Raw genomic sequence first — 19,845 nt, 5'->3', positions numbered from 1 at the left:
ACGCAAGTTTTTCAGTGCCCTCCGCTTCAGCGCCGAGGAGGCTCCCCGGCACGCCCGCGGAAAGCGAAGTGCCTGGAGCGCAAATCAACAGACATGTAGCAAAGCCTATATATTAATAATATTATAATGAATTAACGCGGTGAATTGTTAAAGTTATTGTAGAAAATAAGAGGCTGTCGAAAGTTTCTCGACAGCCTGAGTCTACTCTCACAATTGAGATTAGACTTTTTACCTATACGATCTTTGATTTTGGTTTGAAGACTGACATCAACTTTTCCATTTCGGACAAATTTTGACTGTTAAATAAATCGACAATTTTACTGCCGACAATAACTCCATCACAGTATTTTGTTAAGTCCGTTATTTGTTCTTGATTTGAAATGCCGAAGCCAGCCAAGACGGGAATCGGACTTACATCTTTTACAGATTTTAAAAATTGATTCAATTCCGAATCATATTCATTTCTTGCCCCTGTAATCCCTTTAATTGTAACCGTGTATAAAAATCCCTTGCCCTTGCTTGAAATCGTTTTGATTCGCTCCATTGGTGTTGTCAGTGTTACGAGGCGAATCAACTCAATTTCTGCTTTCTCAAGTTGTGGCGTAATGATACCCTCTTCTTCTATTGGTAAATCGGGAATAATACACCCATCCACACCAGCAAGACGAATATCTCGGACAAATTCCTCTACTCCATAGGAATAAATAGGATTTAAATAGGTCATGAGGAGGATTGGAACTGACACATCCTTTCGCGCTTTTCCTAGTTCTGCAATAATGCCCTTTAAGGTTGTTCCATTTTCAAGTGCCCTTATTCCAGCTCGTTGAATGGTTGGTCCATCTGCCACAGGGTCTGAAAACGGAACCCCAACTTCAATCGCAGTTGCACCAAATTTCTCCAACAGTGTTAGACGTTCAACCAAACATTCCAGCCCACCATCCCCGGCCATTATGTAGGGAACAAAAGCTTTTGTATTATTTTCTTTTAAAGCCGTAAAAGTTTTTTCAAAACGGTTCATTTCTTATCTCTCCTCTCTCAGCCGTGTTTTCACGGTATCCACATCTTTATCTCCGCGTCCTGATAGGCAAACAACAATCTTTTTTGTTTTATCCATTTTTGCAGCTAGTTTTACTGCAAAGGCAATTGCATGGGCACTCTCTAATGCGGGGATGATCCCTTCAAGCTTCGATAAGAGCTGAAATGCGTCTAGCGCTTCTTTATCGGTAATCGATTGATATGATGCTCGACCAATGTCATGCAAATAGCTGTGTTCTGGTCCTACGCCTGGATAATCAAGACCTGCCGAAATGGAATGGGCTTCTTGAACTTGACCATCTTGATCTTGTAATAGATACATTAGTGCACCATGTAGTACACCTGGACTTCCCTTTGTTAAGGAAGCCGCATGATACTCTGTGTCAACACCCTGTCCAGCAGCTTCCACGCCATAAAGACTAACCATCTCATCCTCGATAAATGGATGGAACATCCCCATCGCATTGCTCCCGCCGCCAATACAGGCAACCACTGCATCCGGTAGCGCCCCTTCGCTAAGTTGGAATTGTTGTTTTGTTTCTTTGCCAATAACACTTTGAAAATCTCTAACCATTTGCGGAAATGGATGTGGTCCCATTACAGATCCTAATAGATAGTGGGTATCATCTACATTTTCAACCCAGTATCTTAAGGCTTCGTTTACGGCATCTTTTAATGTTGCACTACCAGATGTAACACTGACGACCTTTGCACCCAGCAATTCCATTCGAAAAACATTTAATGCCTGCCTTTTGATGTCCTCCTCACCCATAAACACGATACAATCAAGATTTAATAAGGCACAAACGGTTGCCGTTGCTACACCATGCTGACCTGCACCGGTTTCAGCTACAATTTTTTTCTTTCCCATACGTACCGCTAGTAGTGCCTGCCCAATCGCATTGTTAATTTTATGGGCGCCAGTATGGTTTAAATCTTCTCTTTTCAGAAAAATCTTAGCCCCGCCCGCGTGTTTCGTCAGGTTATCTGCATAATACAATGGGGTTTCTCTACCCACATAGTCTTTTAACAATTTTCGAATTTCCGCTTGAAAGGAAGAATCCTTTTTGGCGCTTTCATAGGCTTCACCAAGTTCAATTACTGCTTTCATTAATGTTTCCGGGACAAATCTTCCCCCGAAAATGCCGAAGTGGCCTTTCTCATTTGGCAATGTATATGTGTTCATTCCATTTACCTCCCTACAGGTGTGCTTTTGGCTATTTCAATAAATGTTTGAATCTTACTTAAATCCTTTTTCCCATCGGTTTCTACACCTGAGCTAACATCCACCATATATGGCCTAATAATTTTTATCGCTTCTTCAACATTGTCTGCATGCAACCCGCCAGCTAGGATGACTTTTTGGCTATTAATCAAGTGAGGATTGACCTCATTCCAATTAAACACCGTTCCATTTCCGCCTCTGTATTTTCCTTTGGGACTGTCGAGTAAAATAAAGTCACTTGGAAAATCAGCCAATGCTTCTAAGCTTTCATTTCCTTGAAAACTGATTGACTTAATGACAGGCAAGGAAAGCGATTCACTGAATGATGCTGTTTCATCTCCGTGTAACTGGATATGTGTCAGGCCCACAGCGGAAGCAATTTTTTCGATATCTGCTTTTGTTTCATTAACAAAAACACCGATCTTAAACACCTCTTTAGGTATCTTAGCAATTATCTCACGTGCTTTCTCAATCGAGATCCTGCGCTTACTTTCTGCAAAAACAAACCCAATAGCATCAGCACCATATTGAGCCGCCGCAACCCCTGTTTCGACATCAGTTATTCCACAAACTTTTACTTTCATCTATTTACACCTTCTTTAAGCGGCAAGCGAAAGTCTATAAAGGATTGTTTCACATTTGCACTTTTCATTAATGCTTCTCCCACTAAAATCCCATTCGCTCCTGCATTTCTAACACGTGCTACATCCTCTTGGTGATGGATCCCGCTTTCACTAATGAGATACGCTCCAGTGCTTTTTACAATGGAAGCTAATGTCTCTGTCACCTCAAGCGAAACATGAAAGGTTTTTAAGTCGCGATTATTTACTCCAATCAGCTTTGCACCTGTCTTAAGTGCACTCTCCAATTCCTTCTGATTATGAACCTCCACCAGTACCTCCAAGCCTAAGTTCTTAGCATATTGAAGGAGTTCAACCAATCTCTGATCGTCTAATGCAGCTACAATCAGTAAAATGATATCCGCCCCATTGGAAGAAGCAAGATTTATTTGCAATTCATCAATGATAAAGTCTTTACAGAGAATCGGCAGATTTACCTTGCTCCGAACAGCTCTTAAATCGGAGAAAGAGCCCTTAAAAAAGATTTGGTCTGTTAGTACAGAAATAGCAGAAGCGCCATATTCTTCATATAACCCCGCCTGATAGGAAGGCTCAATCATGTTATTAATGATTCCTTTTGAAGGAGATGCTCGCTTAAATTCAGATATAATCGATATTTGTTCTGCTGTTTTCAGTTTTTGAACTAAAGATCTTTTCGGCTGATTTGTACCTTCGAATAGTTGGTTTCCCTCTCGAAGGAAGAGAACTTCTTTTTTCTTTTGGTCAATGATTTTATCTAAGATTGTTGCCACTTATATCGCCTCTTTCTGACCCGCTGCTTGAGATTTTTCAATCAAAGTAGTTAATTTTTCATAAGCAGCACCAGAGTCAATGATTTCTTTCGCAACATTGATCCCATCCTGAATGGAGTTTGCTTTACCTGCTGTATAAATTCCTAGTCCGGAATTAAGTAAAACCGTATCACGGTAAGCACCCTTTTCCCCTTTTAACACATTGATTAATATTTCAGCATTTTCCTTAGAGTCTCCACCCTTAATACAGCTGTTATCATATTGTGGGAGATTGACTTCTTCTGGGAGAAATGATTGATTAGCAATTTTCCCATCCTCTAAAATAGTTAAATAATTTTCCCCCTGAAGTGATGCTTCATCCATGAAACCTGCACCATTAATAACAATAGCCCGCTTGCGTCCTAACTTCAAAAGAACTTCAGCAAACACATTCAATAAATCTCTCCGATACACACCCAACAATTGATAGTCCAACTCAATCGGATTGGTAAGTGGTCCGATAAAGTTAAAAATGGTTGGTATCTTTAATTGTTTTCGAACTGTCATGACTTTCTTTAACTTTGGATGAACGTTTGGGGCGAATAAGAAGGATAATCCTATTTCCTGAAGAATTTCTTCTGTTCTTTCTGCAGAAAGATTTAAATGGATTCCTAAGTATTCCAGCACGTCCGCACTGCCCGTTTTGCTCGAAACACTTCGATTGCCATGCTTGGCAACAGGAATTCCAGCACCAGCAATAACAAAAGCAGACGTAGTACTCACATTAAAACTGGAGGATCCGTCCCCTCCTGTTCCACAATTATCAAGAACGCCTGAAATTTTCTCATTAAATTTCAGCGTATTTGCCTTCATCGCTTTTACAATCCCCGTAATTTCTTCAACTGTTTCTCCTTTAGATTTCAATCCCATTAAAAAAGCAGCAATTTCAGATTCGGAAACCTCCTCACCCAAAATGAAATGCACGGCTTCTTTCATCTGGTTTTCAGAAAATGATTCACGTTCAGCTAATTGGAGTAAATAATTCTTCACTTTTATTCATCCTCTCTATCTCATTTAAAAAGTTTTTTAGGATTTGTTTACCTGATGGAGTACCAATCGACTCCGGATGAAACTGAAGACCGAAAACGGGATATTGACAATGTTTTATGGCCATGATTTCCTGGTCATCATCAGAATGAGCAATACACTCAAGTTCCTCCGGAATTCTACTCTTCTCAATAATTAATGAATGATAGCGCATCACTTCTAATGGGTTGGGAAGACCGTTAAATAATCCATCGCTCCGATGTGAAATCAATGATGTTTTACCATGTTTGATAAGGGCTGCTCTTTGAATCTCCCCACCGAAAGCTGCACCAATGGCTTGATGGCCGAGACAGATTCCTAAAATAGGGATTTTATTATAAAATGTTTGAATCAATTCGATACAAATTCCTGCATCCTCTGGCTTCCCTGGTCCTGGGGAAAGAATAATGGCTTTAGGATTTAAATCACTGATTTGGTCCATGCTTAATTGGTTATTTCGTAAAACCGTAATTTGTTCACCTAATTCCCCTAGATACTGATAAAGGTTGAATGTGAACGAGTCAAAATTATCAATCAGTAAAATCATTTCTCACCCTCCAAGAAAGAATTAAGTTTATTTATTGTCTCTTGATATTCGGACTCTGGATTTGAGTCATAAACGATACCAGCCCCTGCCTGAATATATGCTGAACCCTCTTTTAAAATCATCGTTCGGATAGCAAGGGCAAAATCCATATTTCCGTCTGCTGATAAATAACCAACAGCTCCTGAATATAACCCTCGTTTTGATTTTTCCAAGGAGTTAATAATCTCCATAGCCCGAACCTTCGGGGCTCCTGAAACAGTCCCAGCGGGCAGACAGGCCGCGAGGGCATCTATTGCTGTTTTATCAGCATTTAAATGCCCGCTTACTTCAGAGACAAGATGCATCACATGCCGGTATTTTTCTACCGCCATATACTTATCTACTTGAACGGAACCAAAATTGCAGATCTTGCCGAGATCATTTCTGCCAAGGTCAACAAGCATCTTATGCTCAGCAAGTTCTTTTTCATCATTTTTTAATTCTTTTTCAATCAACAAATCTTCATCGTTTGTTTTTCCCCGTCTTTTGGTCCCTGCAATTGGGTTTGAAATAACTGTGTTGGCTCTTGTTTTAATTAAACTTTCAGGGGATGATCCAATAACGGTATAAGCATCAAAATCAATATAAAACATATAAGGAGTAGGATTATTCGCACGATGTTTACGATAAAGCGATAAAGGTTCTCCGTTAAATGTTGATTTCATTCGTCTCGAAAGGACTACTTGAAATATATCACCTGCTAAAATATGCTCCTTCGCCATTTCTACATTTTTGATAAAGGCTTCTTTGTTTGTTTCGGATTCAAACCCTGAGAAATAAAATGGCTCCTCTGCTGGGTAGAAGGTAGGTTGCTTTAGCTCTTCTATCCTTTGATTGATTCTTTTTTCAATTAAAACGTTATCGCTCCCCTTGACTAAAGGACAACCACAAATCAAGACCTTGTCTTCAAGATGATCAAAAACAATAACTTCTTCATAAAACATTAAGTGTACATCCGGCATTTCCATTCCGTTTGAATATTCATCTCCAATTACTTCATATTGCCTGATAATGTCATACCCCACGTACCCGACCGCGCCTCCAATAAACGGAAAGGGAAACTCTTCAAAACCCATGGGTGGTATAAGTTTTTTTAATACTTCGAGAGGGTTGCCTTTTAAAACTTTCTTGTCTCCATTCCGCTGAATAATCTCATTATTATCTCCCCTCGAAATAAGTTCGAAAGCTGGGTCTGCACCAATAAAGGAATATCGCCCAGAGTCATTGTACTTATGAGAACTTTCCAATAGGAACTTCTTTTTCCCGCTAATTTTTTGTAATATGGAGATTGGTGTAAGCGTGTCTCCTTCGATCTCGTTTATGAAATAACCACTTTTAATTTTCATGTTTCGACTCCTTTCTAAATAAAAAAAAATCGTCCTCTATATGCGCAATTAATTACGCATATAGAGGACGATTCTATGGTCGTGGTGCCACCTCCATTTGAAGCAGTGGATAAAACCTGCTTCCTCTTCAGATACGGAACAATTCGTTCGATATCCTATCCTTTTAACGGTGGAGTTCCGTGCATCCCTACTCTTACTTCAAGATGCCTCTCACAAGTCCATTCCACAAATCCTTTCTTATCGGGCTCCCACCTACCCCGACTCTCTTGGAAGAAATAAATTAGTGTACTCCTCTTGCTCAACGAGTTAATTATTTAACTTTGATGTTGTTGACTTTTATCCTACGCAAATTCCAAGTGAAAGTCAAGTGAAAGATTTAGAAAATTTCAAATTAATTATTTTCCATTTAAAGGATGCCTTAACTAGGGTTTTTTGCTGTGATTAAGCGAATAGTAATAATAGCAAATCATGAAGGCGGGATTGAAGATTAATGGAACATATTGAACATTTAAGCCAAAATCCAAAAGCTGTGAAAAAGAAACAATCTGCAGCCGGACAAAAGCGGTCCAATGAGATATCTAATCAAAAGTGGGCAATCATCTCACTGTCTTCCATTCCTTTAGTCATGACATTGGGAAATTCAATGTTAATACCAGTTCTACCTTCAATGGAAAAAAAATTATCAATTTCATCTTTTCAAACAAGTATGATAATTACTGTTTATTCGATTGTCGCCATTTTTTTAATACCTGTCGCAGGATACCTATCAGACCATATTGGTCGAAAAAAGGTCATTATCCCCAGTCTCATCATTGCCGGTATTGGCGGTCTAATTTCAGGATTTGCCTCATGGAAACTTGATGATGCCTATTGGATTATTTTAGCTGGCAGAGCACTGCAAGGGGTCGGAGCAGCAGGGGCGGCTCCTATTGTCATGCCATTGGTTGGTGATATGTTTAATAACGAAGATGATGTTAGTTGTTGTTTGGGTCTCATTGAAACATCCAATACGTTTGGGAAGGTATTAAGTCCTATTTTAGGGGCTTTTCTAGCAGGATTCATATGGTTTTTGCCGTTTTTTTCATTCCCTTTATTTTGTGCCATTTCCGTTGTGATGATCATATTTCTGGTCAAATGTCCAAAAACAACCGAGAAACCAATTCCTTTCAAAGAGTTTTTCATCAACGTGAAAAAAACCTTTACTGAAAAGGGCCGTTGGATTTACGGTATCTTTTTTATTGGTGGAATACTCATGCTAGTCCTTTTTGGGATTTTATTTTATCTTTCGGAAATTTTTGAAAAAGAATACAACATTAAGGATATTAAAAAGGGATTTTTTCTTGCATTACCACTAGGAGCACTTTGCCTATCATCGTTTATTAGCGGTAAGGTGATTAAGAAAAATAAAGTATTGATGAAATGGATCACGTTTGCCGGAATTGTCGCAACAGCCTTATCCATTGGTGCATTATGGTTTTCGATTAAGCTTTGGTACATGATTACCATGTTTCTTATTAGCGGAATTGGAATCGGTGCAGGCCTTCCATGTCTAGACGCTTTAATTACCGAAGGCGTTGAAAAAGAAGAAAGAGGAACCATTTCATCAATTTATAGTTCCATGAGGTTTATTGGAGTTGCTGCTGGACCTCCAATTATTGCATTGTTATTAAAGCATGCGATCCATTGGATTTTTATCCTCTTAGGCAGTCTAAGTATCATTGCTGCACTTGTCGCATTAATGGCCATTAAACCCAATGCACAAGGACAAAAGAGCTGAGGAATCCCTCAGCTCTTTCATTTTGTAATTATTTCACAGGTTTTTTTAGGAACCCGATTAATAGTGCTGATACAACTGATCCAACTAAAATAGCTAGTGCGTAAAGAAGGGCACCATTTTCAACCAATGGGACTACAAATATTCCACCGTGTGGTGCGCGGAGACCAATTCCGAATGCCATTGACAGTGCACCTGCGATGGCCGAACCAGCCATAACGGAAGGAATGACACGTAATGGGTCAGCTGCAGCAAATGGAATCGCCCCTTCGGTAATGAAGGATAAGCCCATTACATAACATGCTTTACCAGCATCTCTGTCTTGGTCATTAAATTTATTTTTGAAGAATGTCGTTGCAAGAGCAATTGCTAGCGGCGGTACCATACCTGCAGCCATAATCGCTGCCATTGGCTCATAAACACCACTCGCTAATAAACCTGTTCCAAATACATAGGCTGCCTTATTAACTGGCCCCCCCATATCAAACGACATCATAAGACCTAGCACAATACCTAATAAAACTGCATTGCCTGTCCCAAGACCTGTCAACCAATCAGCAATTGTTCCATTTAACCATGCAACTGGTTTATTCACTACATAAAGCATGATGAATCCTGTGATGGCAATTCCAAAAAGAGGGTATAATAAGATACTCTTAATACCTTCTAAAGATCTAGGCAGTCCGGCAAATACTTTTTTCAGAAGAAGGACAACATAACCTGCGAGAAAGCCAGCAACTAAACCGCCAAGGAAGCCTGCTCCGCCACTTGCAGCCATCATACCGCCAACCATACCTGGAGCAAAACCTGGACGATCTGCAATACTTAGAGCAATAAACCCTGCTAAAACAGGAACAATGAGTCCAAATGCGTTTCCGCCGCCAATCGTCATTAATGCTTCTGAGATTTGGTTATAGGATGGATCATCAGGCTTAAATGAGTTATAACCAAACATAAAGCAAATCGCAATAAGAATTCCACCGCCGACAACAAATGGAAGCATATTAGAAACACCATTCATTAGGTGCTTATAAAAGCCTGTACGTGACCCTTTTTGATCAGATCCCTTTTCACTTTGTCCGCCATTTCCTCGAAAAATAGGTGCATCCTGCTTTAGCGCTTTGTCAATTAATTGTTCTGGGCGACGAATTCCTTCTGCTACTGCTGCTTGAATGACATGCTTGCCGTTGAATCGTTCCATTTCCACATTGATATCTGCAGCAATAATGACTGCTGTTGCATTTTCAATTTCTTCCTTGGTCAGAATATTTTTTGCGCCGCCAGAACCATTGGTTTCAACCTTTATATCCACACCCATTTCAGATGCTTTTGCTTTTAAGGAGTCGGCGGCCATATAGGTATGTGCAATACCAGTTGGACATCCTGTAACAGCAACAATTGAATTCCTTTTACTTATTGTTACTGTTTCTTGTTTTTCTTCTTTATCATTTCGGTTAATGGTGTCTATGATTTCTTCAGGAGTGGTTGCCTTTAGAAGATCGTATCGGACTTCCGCTTTCATTAACAAACCAGAGAGTCGAGCTAATGCTTCTAAATGTGTATTATTCGCACCATCTGGAGCAGCAATCATAAAAAATAGATGTGCCGGTTTACCGTCCAATGATTCATAATTAACACCTGCAGCTGATTTACCAAAGACAATAGCGGCTTCTTTCACTACTTTTGTTTTAGCATGCGGAATTGCGATTCCATCCCCAATTCCAGTTGTACTTTGCTCTTCACGCTTTAGGATCGCTGCTTTAAATTCAGTACGATCCGATATTTTCCCCGCATTAAAAAGAACATCAACCAGCTGATTAATCGTGGCTTCTTTTTGATTGCCTTCAATATTTAAAAGAATCGTATTTTTTGATAACAATTCAGTAATTTTCATGGTTTTCTCTCCCTTAACGGATCTCTTTTATATGAACTTGTGGAAGGAGTTCTTCTACTTTTTCCCTAGTACATAAACCTAGTGAAAAGGCTGTCGCACTACCTGATGCCACACTGTAACGAAATGCTTCTTCGATATTTCTGGTCCGGGCGTAGGCAGCAAGGAAACCAGCGACCATGGAGTCCCCTGCCCCAACTGAATTTTTCACTTCCCCTTTTGGAACTTCCGCAAAAAGTGTCATTCCGCTATTTATCAGTACCGCTCCTGCGCCAGCAAGTGAAATAATTACATTTTTCGCTCCCATATCCACGAGTCTTTTGCCATATGGGATGACTTCAACTGGGCTAGCAATGGTGGTGTCAAATAATTCCCCCAGTTCATGATGATTCGGTTTGATTAAAAATGGGCTATAAGGAAGAACCTTTTTTAATAAATCACCTTCAGCATCAACAACAAATTCTGCTCCACTTTCACTGCAAATTTTCACTAGTTCCTCATAGGTTGTTTTAGGTAAGCTAGCGGGGATACTTCCAGCTAGTACTAATAGATCATCTGCTCCTAAGTGGTGTATTTTTTGTTTTAGACGCTTGAAGTTTTGTTCTGAAATATTTGGACCGATAGCATTAATTTCTGACTCTTGACTGGTCTTAATCTTTACATTAATTCGAGTATCTTCATCAACCTGAACAAAGTCAGTATCAATTTTTTCATTATGAAGATATTGCTCAATATAAGCTCCAGTAAAACCACCAACAAATCCAAGTGCCTTACTTTTGGTACCAAATTGGTTTAATACCGTTGAGACATTTATCCCTTTTCCACCAGGAAATTTCGCCTCATTTACTGTTCGATTTAATTCTCCTTGCTCAAAGCTCTCTAATTTGACTATATAGTCGACTGAAGGGTTTAAAGTCAAAGTGTATATCATGATGTCACTACCTTTATTGTTGTTCTATTTACATATTGCTTCTGCGTTTCGTCATCTACATCATTAGTGATAATAGTTGCTTCATGGATATCGGCAATTTTGGCAAACGAGATTTCAGAAAACTTTGTATTATCTGCTAAAACATAGGTCTCTCTTGAAAGAGAAATTGCTTTTTGCTTTACCATTGCTTCCTCCTGGTCTGGAGTTGTAAATCCAAATTGTGGATGGATGCCATTAACACCTATGAAACATTTATCAAAACGGTAGAGGTCTAAGCCTACGAAGGCTCCCCTTCCGATAAAAGCATTTGTATTCGGCTTCGCCAAACCGCCAATTAAATAAGTCGATATGCCTTTGTCTAATAATGGCTTTAAATGCATTAATCCATTCGTGACAACAACGATTTCCTTTAATGGCAGGAATTCAATCATTTCAATCACAGTGGACCCAGCATCAAGATAAATACAATCACCTTCCTCCACTAAATTCGCTGCAAATTGAGCAATCAATCGTTTTTCTTGAAGGTTTTTGGAGGATTTCTCAATCATACTTGGCTCTTGAAGTTTCCCCTGTAATCTTGAGGCACCTCCATGGATCCTCTTAAGAAATTTTTGGTCTTCTAGCAAAGAGAGGTCTCTGCGAATTGTTGACTCCGAAGACTCGGTTAACTCCATAATTTCATTAATTTTAATAACATTCTTATCTTTTAACAATTGTAGTATGATTCGATGACGTTCTGGTGTTAACAAGTCATCACCACCTATTTTTTTATTCTTCTTAAGTACATAATACTGAAAACGATTGCAAAAATCAATCATTTTCTTTCAAAAACATTCATAAATTGAATGTTTTTGAACGTTATTTGAATTTTTCTACAATACATAATATATCAACTTAAAAAACAAAACTTTTCTGCTCCATGTCGAATGATTATGGTATAATATTTATGTATCATTTTGAAATATTGCGGGTGTGGTTTAATGGTAGAATTTCAGCTTCCCAAGCTGACGGCGGGGGTTCGATTCCCCTCACCCGCTCCATAGGACAAAATGGAGAAGTACCCAAGTGGTTATAAGGGGGCGCACTCGAAATGCGTTAGGACGGGTAACCGTTGCGTGAGTTCGAATCTCATCTTCTCCTCCATACATATTCTTTCAAAAAACACGACGTTTTATCGTGTTTATATTAATATAAAAACCGCCAGAAATAATTTCTGGCGGTTTTTGCATGTTCCTTATTAATAAGGACTTAACCATTCAGGGTCCCTATTAATACATAGAGGACATTTTTCCCTTGCAAACTGAAAGGTAGAAAAGGACTGCCCACAATCTATGCATTTTTTTGTATGAAGAGGTTCGCCTGTATCCCTTATTTTCTTTATTTCTGGTATTATTTGAATTGCATTTTCTAAACAAATATTGGAACAATCTGTACAGTATATAATAATCCCATTTATGGAATTATTCACATTTATTTCAAATTGATTTGAAATTATTAGGTAAAATTAACACTATTCGAGAAAAATATTAATAACAGTGCTACTTCTAGTTTTTCTTGTTGATTTAAATATGTGTATAATAATTAGGATGAATAATTTGAAGAGGATGATACACTTGAACATTACTGGACACTCAGTTGAAAAATTGGTAGATCCATTCGGTTTATTATCAGGTGACCGATATGAGTTTTTCTTAGATATTGATGTAGATGAAGAGGATGAGCTTTATTCGGATAAAGGAATTGGCCTAAGGGCCATTTTCGTCAGCGATGAAAATGGTGACAAAATAACCAACTTTTATCTTTATGAACAAGGTAGCGAAAAGGTGCTTGACTTTGATCTGGAAGAGGATGAAGAAGAACTGGTCCTTGCCTATTGTAAAGATAACGCAAAAGAATAATAAAAAGGCAGGGAGAAATGAAACCTCCCTGCTGATAATTTGATCACATAAAATTCTTACTATGATTGTGAATTACTTGCAATTCTTTAGTACTTTCAGTCATTTCACTTTTGCAGATCGGACATAGTGGCACATCAGTGCTTTTAAAATTGTCGCGAATCCAGCATTTACAAGTCTCTGAACTACATACCCAAATTTTAGTTTCTTCTAATTTGATTTCCTCATCATTTTTTCTACCAAACGCCAAAACGATCACCCCTTGTATTAGTGCATGACTGTTTTTAAATACTTAGTTTGCTAGCTAAATAATATGGAAAATATCAAATACATCATTTAGCAGTATCCTGTTGACTTTTAAACTATTCTAATTGTGTATAAATCATATATATAAAAGGTGATGCTTAATCATGGTGCATCACCTTTTTTAAAAGAATTAAACTGTTTGAACGTTAGAAGCTTGTGGTCCGCGAGCGCCTTCAACGATTTCAAAAGAAACTGATTGGCCCTCTTCTAAAGTTTTGAAGCCTTCTGATTGGATAGCTGAGAAGTGTACGAATACGTCTTGACCGCCTTCAGCTTCAATAAATCCAAATCCTTTTTCTGCATTAAACCATTTAACTTTACCGTTGTTCATGGAAAAACCCCCAAAATATAGTTCACTTTTAATTTATCCTACATTTAAAAAAATAAAAAAGACGCACTAACACGTTTGGGCAATAGACATCACCCACATTTTCGTGCAGTTACGACTACTTAAACCAATAAATATTTAACTAACTTAAAAGCGTACCTTTATTTTAACTCATTTCGGCTATTCAGTCAACAAAATTTCAAAAACTAGGAAATTCAGAGAATATATATCAGTTAAAAATATAATAGTTTCCTATCACTCACCAGCAATCAGATTTTTTACGTTGGGGTGAATTGCATTCCAAGAGCAATGAACCCCAAATTGAGTTCATAGCTCTTTATTGAAATTACCTTGTAAAAATATTTCCATGAAATTGACGACAAATTTCTGTAAATCCGCTTCCATGCCAATGTAATCAAGAGTATTAACCGGTTCTTTATCAGGTTTTGGTCGAAAATCAGCGATGCTTTTGCCTTTGGCATTACCAAATTCCTCTACTCTTACTCTTCTCGGGATATATTTTACGAAATCCGGTTCCGTTAATGCCATTAACGGGACCACATCATGTAGTGGTGCACCTTTAATTCCCGGCACATTCTTCTGATAGGCTTTATAGTAATAATCAAAGGCTGGTTTTAATAATGGTTTAAAGGGTGTCGGGCTGTTTTTGCTAAGGAAGTCAATAATATCAGGAGTTATGATTGCTTTATTTGTTATGTTTAAAGGAAAAAGATGAATATTATGAGCTTTTTCCATAACGGTATCTGCGGCAATTGGATCCACATAAAAATTCGCCTCAGCTTCAGCAGAAATATTTCCAGGGACCAAAAAAGCCCCTCCCATAATATAAAATGAGTTTACTCCCTTTAATGCGTCATTCCCATATAAGATAAACATCAATGCTAACTCAGTCAATCTTCCGACAGAAACAATCACAAGGTTTCCTTTATATTGAGTAACAATTTCAAGAATTTTGTTAATATCATAAACTTTTACATTCTGGATCGTATCTGGAGGCTTGATTGGTCCTAATCCCTCTTTGCCATGTATCTCAGGGTAAAACACTATTGATTCACCTGATATTGGTCCTGCTGCACCCGCTATGATTGGAATATCTGCTCTCCCACCTAAGGTTAACAGGTAAGCTGTATTCTTAACCGATTTTTCTTTCGGTGTATTTCCATAACCACTGACAATACCAACTAGGTTTATTTTCGGATTAAGTAAGGCATACATGATGGCAAACGAATCATCGATACCAGGATCAGCAATCATGAGCACATTATAAGCCATAGCCTCTCCTCCACTTTTCCAATTTTCTATATTTATTAAAATTATGCAAAGAAAATGGTTGAAAGAACATGAAAAACCGACCCGAGAGAATTCGAATCGGTCGTTAGCAAATTTCTTAGATTATGCTTCCTTTTTGACTCTTGTTGCTGCTTTCTTTCTAGGAGCTGCCGCTTTTTTGGGTTTTGTGCGATCAATGGATGCCTGTAATGCTGCCATTAAGTCAGTGACATTTGACGCTACTTCCTTCGTTGCCGCTGTTACAGTTTCTTGTCCACTTCTTTTAGACTCAATCAATTCCAACAATGCAGTCCGGTATTCATCAGTGTATTTTTCCGGCTCAAAATCTGTTGTTAATTGATCAATCAGTAAAATAGCAGTGTCTAATTCTCTTTTCGTCACTTTGTCTTCTGAAGGTACACTAGGTACATCACCGGCTTTACGAACTTCATCAGGATAATGAATTGTTTCCATGACTAAGACATTTTCATATACTCGTATAACGGCTAATTGCTCCTTTGATCGAATGATGATTTTGGCAAGTCCAACTTTTTGAGACTCCACCAATGCCTTTCGAAGCAAGGAATAGGCTTTTCCGCCCCCCTCACTGGGAGACATATAGTAGCTTCTATCATAATAGATCGGATCAATTTGTTCCATTTTTACAAAATCAATAATTTCGACCGCTTTCTCTTCGTTTTCTTTTCTTAACTTTTCGAGTTCTTCATTATCAAGGACAACAAATTTCCCTTTTGTATATTCATATGCCTTAACGATATCCTCTGGCTTCACTTCTTCCTCACAAACAGAACAAACCTTTTCATATTTAATCGGGGCATGACATTTGTTATGCAGGGTCCGGAGCTTTATATCTTTATCTTCTGTCGCCGTATGGAGCTTGATGGGAATGTTTACAAGTCCAAAGCTAATACTGCCCTTCCACATCGTATGCATCGTTAATTCTCCAATCTTTTTGTTATTATTGTACGTCACCAAAACAACCACATTCCTAAAAACAATTGGAAAAGGATGAATTCGACGATAATTAAACAAAATAAACTAAAAAAGAAGGGACTTTTTTACGATGAAACCGATGCTGCCAAGTCTTACATTTGATCTACCAGTTCATCCTGATTGGTTCTATGAAGTTAAATATGATGGATTTCGTGCTATTTTGGAATGGGATTCACAAGGAATTAAACTGACCAGCAGGAACGGAAAGTCACTTCTCTCCCAATTTCCAGAAATAAAGGAATTTTTGTTAAAACATGAAAAACAATTCAAACCCTACATACCTCTTCAATTAGATGGGGAGCTCGTTTCATTAGAAAACACGCATAAAGCTAATTTCTCAATGATTCAAATACGAGGCCGATTAAAATCGGAACGAAAAATTAACGAACAAGCTAGCAAGTCTCCATGCCGCTTGATGGTATTTGATGTGCTTGTGATGACCGGAAAAGCATTACATTCCCTTGTTTTCCATAAACGGAAGAAGGAACTCATCAAACTGTTTCAAAAAATCGGATTGGAATTGGAGGCTGACCCCTATGATGAACAATTACTTCAGCTTGTCCAGGCTCATGATGATTTTGATTTGTTATGGGAAAAGGTTGTTTTAAATGATGGGGAAGGAATTATTGCTAAACACAAGAATAGTCTGTGGGAAGAAGGAAAACGTTCCTTACAATGGTTGAAATATAAAAATTGGAAATATGTCAGCTGTTTTATTAATGCTTATGATAAAACAAATGGTTACTTTTACGTAAGTGTCTATAAGGAAAATAAGATCCATCCTATCGGCCAGGTACTTTTCGGCTTTAAACCGGAGGAAAAACAAGCTTTGCAACAGACAATTAAACAAAATATGCTCCGTGAAGATGCACAAATGATTATTGTTGAACCTGCCATTTGTATAGAAGTAAAATATTTAGAACTCTATGAAAATCAGCTGCGTGAGCCCCATTTTGATCGGTTTCGCTTTGATTTAGAACCATCCCTATGTACATACGATCGTTTTATTTTCGCACAAAAGAACCTTCCAGAAGACTTAGATATTACCCATCCTGATAAACCTCTTTGGGAAAAACTTTCCATACGGAAAGCCGATTATATCCTGTACTTACGAGAAATATCACCGTATATGCTGCCTTTATTAAAAGACCGCTTATTAACAGTCATCCGCTTTCCACACGGGATGTTCGGAGAAGCATTTTATCAAAAAAACTGTCCAGATTATGCTCCTGAATTTGTGCAGACACATTCAGCCGAGGGGATTGACTATATTCTTTGCAATAATCTTAAAACACTCGTTTGGCTTGGTAACCAATTAGCGATTGAGTTCCACGTGCCATTTCAAACCATTCATAGCAAGGGACCCAGTGAAATTGTCTTTGATTTAGACCCGCCTTCCATCGACCACTTTCAATTGGCAATAAAAGCAGCCCTTCTAATCAAAGAAGTCCTCGATCAATTAAATTTAATAGGTTTCATTAAAACCTCTGGGAACAAAGGGCTGCAAATCTACATCCCGCTACCCGAAAATGAATATTCTTACGATGATACCAGGTTATTTACAAGCTTTGTCGCTGAGTATTTAATTTCCAAGGATCCTGACTCCTTCACGATTGAGAGGATGAAAAAAAAGCGGGGGAACAGACTATACGTTGACTATGTGCAACATAGCGAAGGAAAAACGATTGTTGCGCCCTATTCAATGCGAGGAAACGAACATGCAGGTGTTGCAACCCCCCTTTATTGGGAGGAAGTAAATGAAAAGCTCGAGCTAGTATCGTTTAACATGGAAAATGCGATCAAGCGAATTCGCCAGCAAGGTGATCCCTTTTCAAATTACTTTCAAACAAAATCAATCCAGGCGTTTGCACCTGTCTTAGAGATCCTAAAAAAAGGCACCAAAAAAGGATAGGAGAGCCCTATCCTTTTATTATGTTTTCGAGATACCTTTGTGCCTCTGATTGTAACTTCTCATAAGAAGTCTGTTCCATCAATTCCGTTTTCGAAGTGACAGTTAACGCTCCTTGCCCGAGATCAACATTGACTGTCGCATTATAAAGATAGGTAGCATTTCCGATCAAGTCAATTGTGTATTTCCCCTCGCTTTCGTGGACTACACACTGGACTCTTCCACCATTATTATAAACATTAACAACTTTTTCGAACTCATTTAATTCTTGTAAACAAGTGACTAGCGTGGAGGCAGACATTGCCGTACCACAGGCATTCGTAAAACCAACACCACGTTCAAAGGTTCTAACATAAATTGAACCTGGTTGCAAGTGTTTAACAAAACTTACATTGACACCGTCAGGAAACAAATCATTGGGACCATTCACCTTTTCACTAAGTTGTTTTTGGAGGTCACCTTTGAGCTGTTCCGCTTCAACAATGGCGATTAAATGCGGATTCGGTACTGCAAGAGCTGTGAACCTTAAATCCCCTGAAAGTTTTTCAATTCTTTCATTGTAAAGAGTTGGTTTATTTAAATTTAATGGGAGGGCTTTTAATTCAAACAGCACCGGTGAAATTTCCACTTGGTAGGTGTGGATTTCTTGTAAAAGGTCGTTTTGTTTGCTTACCTTCAGTTTGGCTTTCATCGTTTCAATCACAGCGCTATTTCGCCCTAGATGTTCGCAAACATATCTAGCCACAAGACGCAGTCCATTTCCACACATTGAAGCTTCCGACCCGTCAGAGTTAAATACACGCATTCTTCCATCTTCGTTTTCGCTTTGCATAACGAAAAGAATCCCGTCAGCACCCAAATCGGATTGACGGTTACATAATAACTTGGCGAGGTCCGCTCGTTCACTTTCCGTAAAAGCATATCCATTCGATTTTTCGTCGATTATTAGAAAGTCATTTCCCGAACCATGGCCTTTAATTAAATTGATTTGCATCGTAAAACCCCCACAAAATTGATAAACATGTTTTATTTATCATATCACTCAATGTTCATGAGGGAAACTGTCGATACTTCTATCTTTCGATAAAATATTCGTTAACAATAAATGACATCCGGAGAAGCTTGTCCTCCTCTGATAAAGTCTCCCTTAGTGAGAGAACTGGTGTATTAGGTTCTGGGAACAGTGGACTCCATTCTACCGGCATCCATCCCCTGCGAAGCCGTCCGTCCGGAAGGTCATTTTTGTTTATTACTTGCTCATCCATAAAAGTAGATGACCCTTCTACAGCACCAATAAACCTGCCTTTCGAATCTAGTATTTCCTTCTTATTTGTTCTCCAAGCTAGTTTCCTTTTTTCAAAGCAGCCTAAATAATGCCTTTTATGGTCAAATACCTCAATCTTTTTGCCAGTAACCTTAAAATATCCGATGGCATCGTTATCCAAATTATAAAGAGCATAAATTTTCGAAATCCTAAGCTTCTTTAAGCCCTGGTTATGAAACCTTTTAATCATCCCTGCTAGATGCCCGTCAGGAAAATAGAGTAGAAGGCGTGGGGAGTTTGTGTTCAGAAATAAGACAAGTAAATGTCGTGTTTCAAATAAAGACTCCCTAATGCGCTTTGAATTTGCCATATTTCTGTCAATGGATATTGACTGCCTTATTCTAAAAAGATAGATTTGAAAACAAATTAAGCTATAAATCAGGAAAGGTATAGTTAATATCATTATTTCTTTGTTTTTAATAATAGAAAGATTGCCAGCAACTATCATAACAGCTGGAATCAGAGCAGCAATACTACCATTTAAGTTCAAATGAGCCGTATCCCGGTAATATTCATTTATTTTCATCTAGAAAACTCCTTATCAATTCCTCTAA

At 38.4% G+C, this 19,845-nt stretch carries 19 protein-coding genes, 2 tRNA genes and 1 other annotated feature; of the genes, 5 read left to right on the top strand and 16 right to left on the bottom strand.

The genetic code is table 11. The annotated features are described in order from the left end of the window. Positions 1 to 232: 232 nt before the first annotated feature. From trpA to trpE, 7 genes are read right to left on the bottom strand one after another with little or no spacing between them, the layout of a single operon-like run. Positions 233 to 1,018, bottom strand: coding sequence for a tryptophan synthase subunit alpha (trpA, locus tag J7E63_RS08215; protein WP_215011002.1), 786 nt, complete (start codon positions 1,016 to 1,018; stop codon positions 233 to 235). A 3-nt stretch (positions 1,019 to 1,021) separates the two neighbouring features. Beyond that, the gene (gene trpB, locus J7E63_RS08210) at positions 1,022 to 2,221 is read right to left on the bottom strand and encodes a tryptophan synthase subunit beta (protein ID WP_215011001.1); all 1,200 of its coding nucleotides are present in this window, start codon (positions 2,219 to 2,221) and stop codon (positions 1,022 to 1,024) included. Positions 2,222 to 2,226: 5 nt separating this feature from the next. After that, positions 2,227 to 2,844 carry a phosphoribosylanthranilate isomerase gene (locus tag J7E63_RS08205; RefSeq protein WP_215011000.1) on the bottom strand — a complete coding sequence of 206 codons (618 nt, stop codon included), beginning with the start codon at positions 2,842 to 2,844 and terminating at the stop codon, positions 2,227 to 2,229. Next, on the bottom strand, positions 2,841 to 3,632 hold the full coding sequence (gene trpC / locus J7E63_RS08200) for an indole-3-glycerol phosphate synthase TrpC (protein ID WP_215010999.1): 792 nt from the start codon (positions 3,630 to 3,632) through the stop codon (positions 2,841 to 2,843). The genes J7E63_RS08205 and trpC overlap by 4 nt, the downstream gene beginning before the upstream one ends. Then, positions 3,633 to 4,661 (bottom strand): anthranilate phosphoribosyltransferase, encoded by a 1,029-nt coding sequence (trpD, locus tag J7E63_RS08195; RefSeq protein WP_214998345.1) that lies wholly within the window; start codon positions 4,659 to 4,661, stop codon positions 3,633 to 3,635. Continuing rightward, a complete protein-coding gene (locus J7E63_RS08190; protein ID WP_215010998.1) occupies positions 4,633 to 5,244 on the bottom strand; it encodes an anthranilate synthase component II in 612 nt (203 codons plus the stop codon). Before J7E63_RS08190 ends, trpD begins: the two co-directional genes overlap by 29 nt. Then, positions 5,241 to 6,629 (bottom strand): anthranilate synthase component I, encoded by a 1,389-nt coding sequence (gene trpE, locus J7E63_RS08185; protein WP_215010997.1) that lies wholly within the window; start codon positions 6,627 to 6,629, stop codon positions 5,241 to 5,243. The genes J7E63_RS08190 and trpE overlap by 4 nt, the downstream gene beginning before the upstream one ends. Positions 6,630 to 6,689: 60 nt before the next feature. Beyond that, positions 6,690 to 6,940 (bottom strand) — a binding site (T-box leader). 179 nt (positions 6,941 to 7,119) lie between these two features. Between trpE and bcbE the strand changes: the two genes are divergently transcribed. Further along, a complete protein-coding gene (gene bcbE / locus J7E63_RS08180) occupies positions 7,120 to 8,406 on the top strand; it encodes a bacillibactin exporter BcbE (RefSeq protein ID WP_215010996.1) in 1,287 nt (428 codons plus the stop codon). Positions 8,407 to 8,434: 28 nt separating this feature from the next. Here the strand turns inward: bcbE and J7E63_RS08175 are convergent, their stop codons facing one another. Genes J7E63_RS08175 through J7E63_RS08165 form a run of 3 tightly spaced genes read right to left on the bottom strand, consistent with a single transcriptional unit; the run spans position 8,435 to position 11,974 of the window. Further along, on the bottom strand, positions 8,435 to 10,297 hold the full coding sequence (locus J7E63_RS08175; RefSeq protein ID WP_215010995.1) for a PTS fructose transporter subunit IIABC: 1,863 nt from the start codon (positions 10,295 to 10,297) through the stop codon (positions 8,435 to 8,437). Between the two features lie 13 nt (positions 10,298 to 10,310). Further along, a complete protein-coding gene (gene pfkB, locus J7E63_RS08170; RefSeq protein ID WP_215010993.1) occupies positions 10,311 to 11,225 on the bottom strand; it encodes a 1-phosphofructokinase in 915 nt (304 codons plus the stop codon). Next, positions 11,222 to 11,974: a DeoR/GlpR family DNA-binding transcription regulator gene (locus J7E63_RS08165; protein ID WP_285289918.1), complete on the bottom strand. Its 753-nt coding sequence runs from the start codon at positions 11,972 to 11,974 to the stop codon at positions 11,222 to 11,224. The genes pfkB and J7E63_RS08165 overlap by 4 nt, the downstream gene beginning before the upstream one ends. Before the next feature lie 217 nt (positions 11,975 to 12,191). Between J7E63_RS08165 and J7E63_RS08160 the strand changes: the two genes are divergently transcribed. The 3 genes from J7E63_RS08160 to J7E63_RS08150 all read left to right on the top strand — a co-directional run bounded on the left by J7E63_RS08160 (position 12,192) and on the right by J7E63_RS08150 (position 13,123). Further along, positions 12,192 to 12,265: transfer RNA gene (locus tag J7E63_RS08160), tRNA-Gly, on the top strand. Positions 12,266 to 12,276: 11 nt separating this feature from the next. Further along, a tRNA-Ser gene (locus J7E63_RS08155) sits at positions 12,277 to 12,368 on the top strand. A gap of 461 nt (positions 12,369 to 12,829) precedes the next feature. Next, the gene (locus tag J7E63_RS08150; protein ID WP_215011009.1) at positions 12,830 to 13,123 is read left to right on the top strand and encodes a DUF6509 family protein; all 294 of its coding nucleotides are present in this window, start codon (positions 12,830 to 12,832) and stop codon (positions 13,121 to 13,123) included. 43 nt (positions 13,124 to 13,166) lie between these two features. Here J7E63_RS08150 and J7E63_RS08145 read toward each other — a convergent pair whose 3' ends face one another. The 4 genes from J7E63_RS08145 to ku form a co-directional block, all read right to left on the bottom strand. After that, positions 13,167 to 13,370 (bottom strand): cold-shock protein, encoded by a 204-nt coding sequence (locus J7E63_RS08145; protein ID WP_179195903.1) that lies wholly within the window; start codon positions 13,368 to 13,370, stop codon positions 13,167 to 13,169. Between the two features lie 186 nt (positions 13,371 to 13,556). Beyond that, entirely contained in the window at positions 13,557 to 13,757 is a 201-nt protein-coding gene (gene cspD, locus J7E63_RS08140) for a cold-shock protein (RefSeq protein WP_214712564.1), read from the bottom strand. Between the two features lie 324 nt (positions 13,758 to 14,081). After that, positions 14,082 to 15,047 carry a nucleoside hydrolase gene (locus J7E63_RS08135; RefSeq protein ID WP_214998338.1) on the bottom strand — a complete coding sequence of 322 codons (966 nt, stop codon included), beginning with the start codon at positions 15,045 to 15,047 and terminating at the stop codon, positions 14,082 to 14,084. A 120-nt stretch (positions 15,048 to 15,167) separates the two neighbouring features. Beyond that, entirely contained in the window at positions 15,168 to 15,998 is an 831-nt protein-coding gene (ku, locus tag J7E63_RS08130; protein WP_215010991.1) for a non-homologous end joining protein Ku, read from the bottom strand. Positions 15,999 to 16,128: 130 nt separating this feature from the next. Here ku and J7E63_RS08125 point away from each other — a divergent pair, with 130 nt between their 5' ends. Continuing rightward, the gene (locus J7E63_RS08125; protein ID WP_215010990.1) at positions 16,129 to 17,970 is read left to right on the top strand and encodes a DNA ligase D; all 1,842 of its coding nucleotides are present in this window, start codon (positions 16,129 to 16,131) and stop codon (positions 17,968 to 17,970) included. A 7-nt stretch (positions 17,971 to 17,977) separates the two neighbouring features. Here J7E63_RS08125 and dapF read toward each other — a convergent pair whose 3' ends face one another. Together dapF and J7E63_RS08115 are read right to left on the bottom strand one after the other, a co-directional pair. Next, on the bottom strand, positions 17,978 to 18,961 hold the full coding sequence (dapF, locus tag J7E63_RS08120) for a diaminopimelate epimerase (protein ID WP_215010989.1): 984 nt from the start codon (positions 18,959 to 18,961) through the stop codon (positions 17,978 to 17,980). A 79-nt stretch (positions 18,962 to 19,040) separates the two neighbouring features. Then, entirely contained in the window at positions 19,041 to 19,817 is a 777-nt protein-coding gene (locus J7E63_RS08115; RefSeq protein WP_215010988.1) for a hypothetical protein, read from the bottom strand. Positions 19,818 to 19,845 lie beyond the last annotated feature (28 nt).

It is taken from the genome of Bacillus sp. ISL-75 (genome assembly GCF_018613095.1).
The sequence above is the reverse complement of the archived record's forward strand: the minus strand, read 5'-3'. Positions and strand labels throughout refer to the sequence as shown.

Excerpts from the sequence above, each read along its gene's own strand:
- J7E63_RS08115 (WP_215010988.1), bottom strand. The coding sequence starts at position 19,817 with ATGAAAATAAATGAATATTACCGGGATACGGCTCATTTGAACTTAAAT.
- J7E63_RS08125 (WP_215010990.1), top strand. The coding sequence starts at position 16,129 with ATGAAACCGATGCTGCCAAGTCTTACATTTGATCTACCAGTTCATCCT.
- J7E63_RS08205 (WP_215011000.1), bottom strand. The coding sequence starts at position 2,844 with ATGAAAGTAAAAGTTTGTGGAATAACTGATGTCGAAACAGGGGTTGCG.
- J7E63_RS08190 (WP_215010998.1), bottom strand. The coding sequence starts at position 5,244 with ATGATTTTACTGATTGATAATTTTGACTCGTTCACATTCAACCTTTAT.
- ku (WP_215010991.1), bottom strand. The coding sequence starts at position 15,998 with ATGCATACGATGTGGAAGGGCAGTATTAGCTTTGGACTTGTAAACATT.
- J7E63_RS08175 (WP_215010995.1), bottom strand. The coding sequence starts at position 10,297 with ATGAAAATTACTGAATTGTTATCAAAAAATACGATTCTTTTAAATATT.
- bcbE (WP_215010996.1), top strand. The coding sequence starts at position 7,120 with ATGGAACATATTGAACATTTAAGCCAAAATCCAAAAGCTGTGAAAAAG.
- pfkB (WP_215010993.1), bottom strand. The coding sequence starts at position 11,225 with ATGATATACACTTTGACTTTAAACCCTTCAGTCGACTATATAGTCAAA.
- trpB (WP_215011001.1), bottom strand. The coding sequence starts at position 2,221 with ATGAACACATATACATTGCCAAATGAGAAAGGCCACTTCGGCATTTTC.
- trpA (WP_215011002.1), bottom strand. The coding sequence starts at position 1,018 with ATGAACCGTTTTGAAAAAACTTTTACGGCTTTAAAAGAAAATAATACA.
- trpE (WP_215010997.1), bottom strand. The coding sequence starts at position 6,629 with ATGAAAATTAAAAGTGGTTATTTCATAAACGAGATCGAAGGAGACACG.
- dapF (WP_215010989.1), bottom strand. The coding sequence starts at position 18,961 with ATGCAAATCAATTTAATTAAAGGCCATGGTTCGGGAAATGACTTTCTA.
- J7E63_RS08150 (WP_215011009.1), top strand. The coding sequence starts at position 12,830 with ATGATACACTTGAACATTACTGGACACTCAGTTGAAAAATTGGTAGAT.
- cspD (WP_214712564.1), bottom strand. The coding sequence starts at position 13,757 with ATGAACAACGGTAAAGTTAAATGGTTTAATGCAGAAAAAGGATTTGGA.
- J7E63_RS08135 (WP_214998338.1), bottom strand. The coding sequence starts at position 15,047 with ATGGCTTATAATGTGCTCATGATTGCTGATCCTGGTATCGATGATTCG.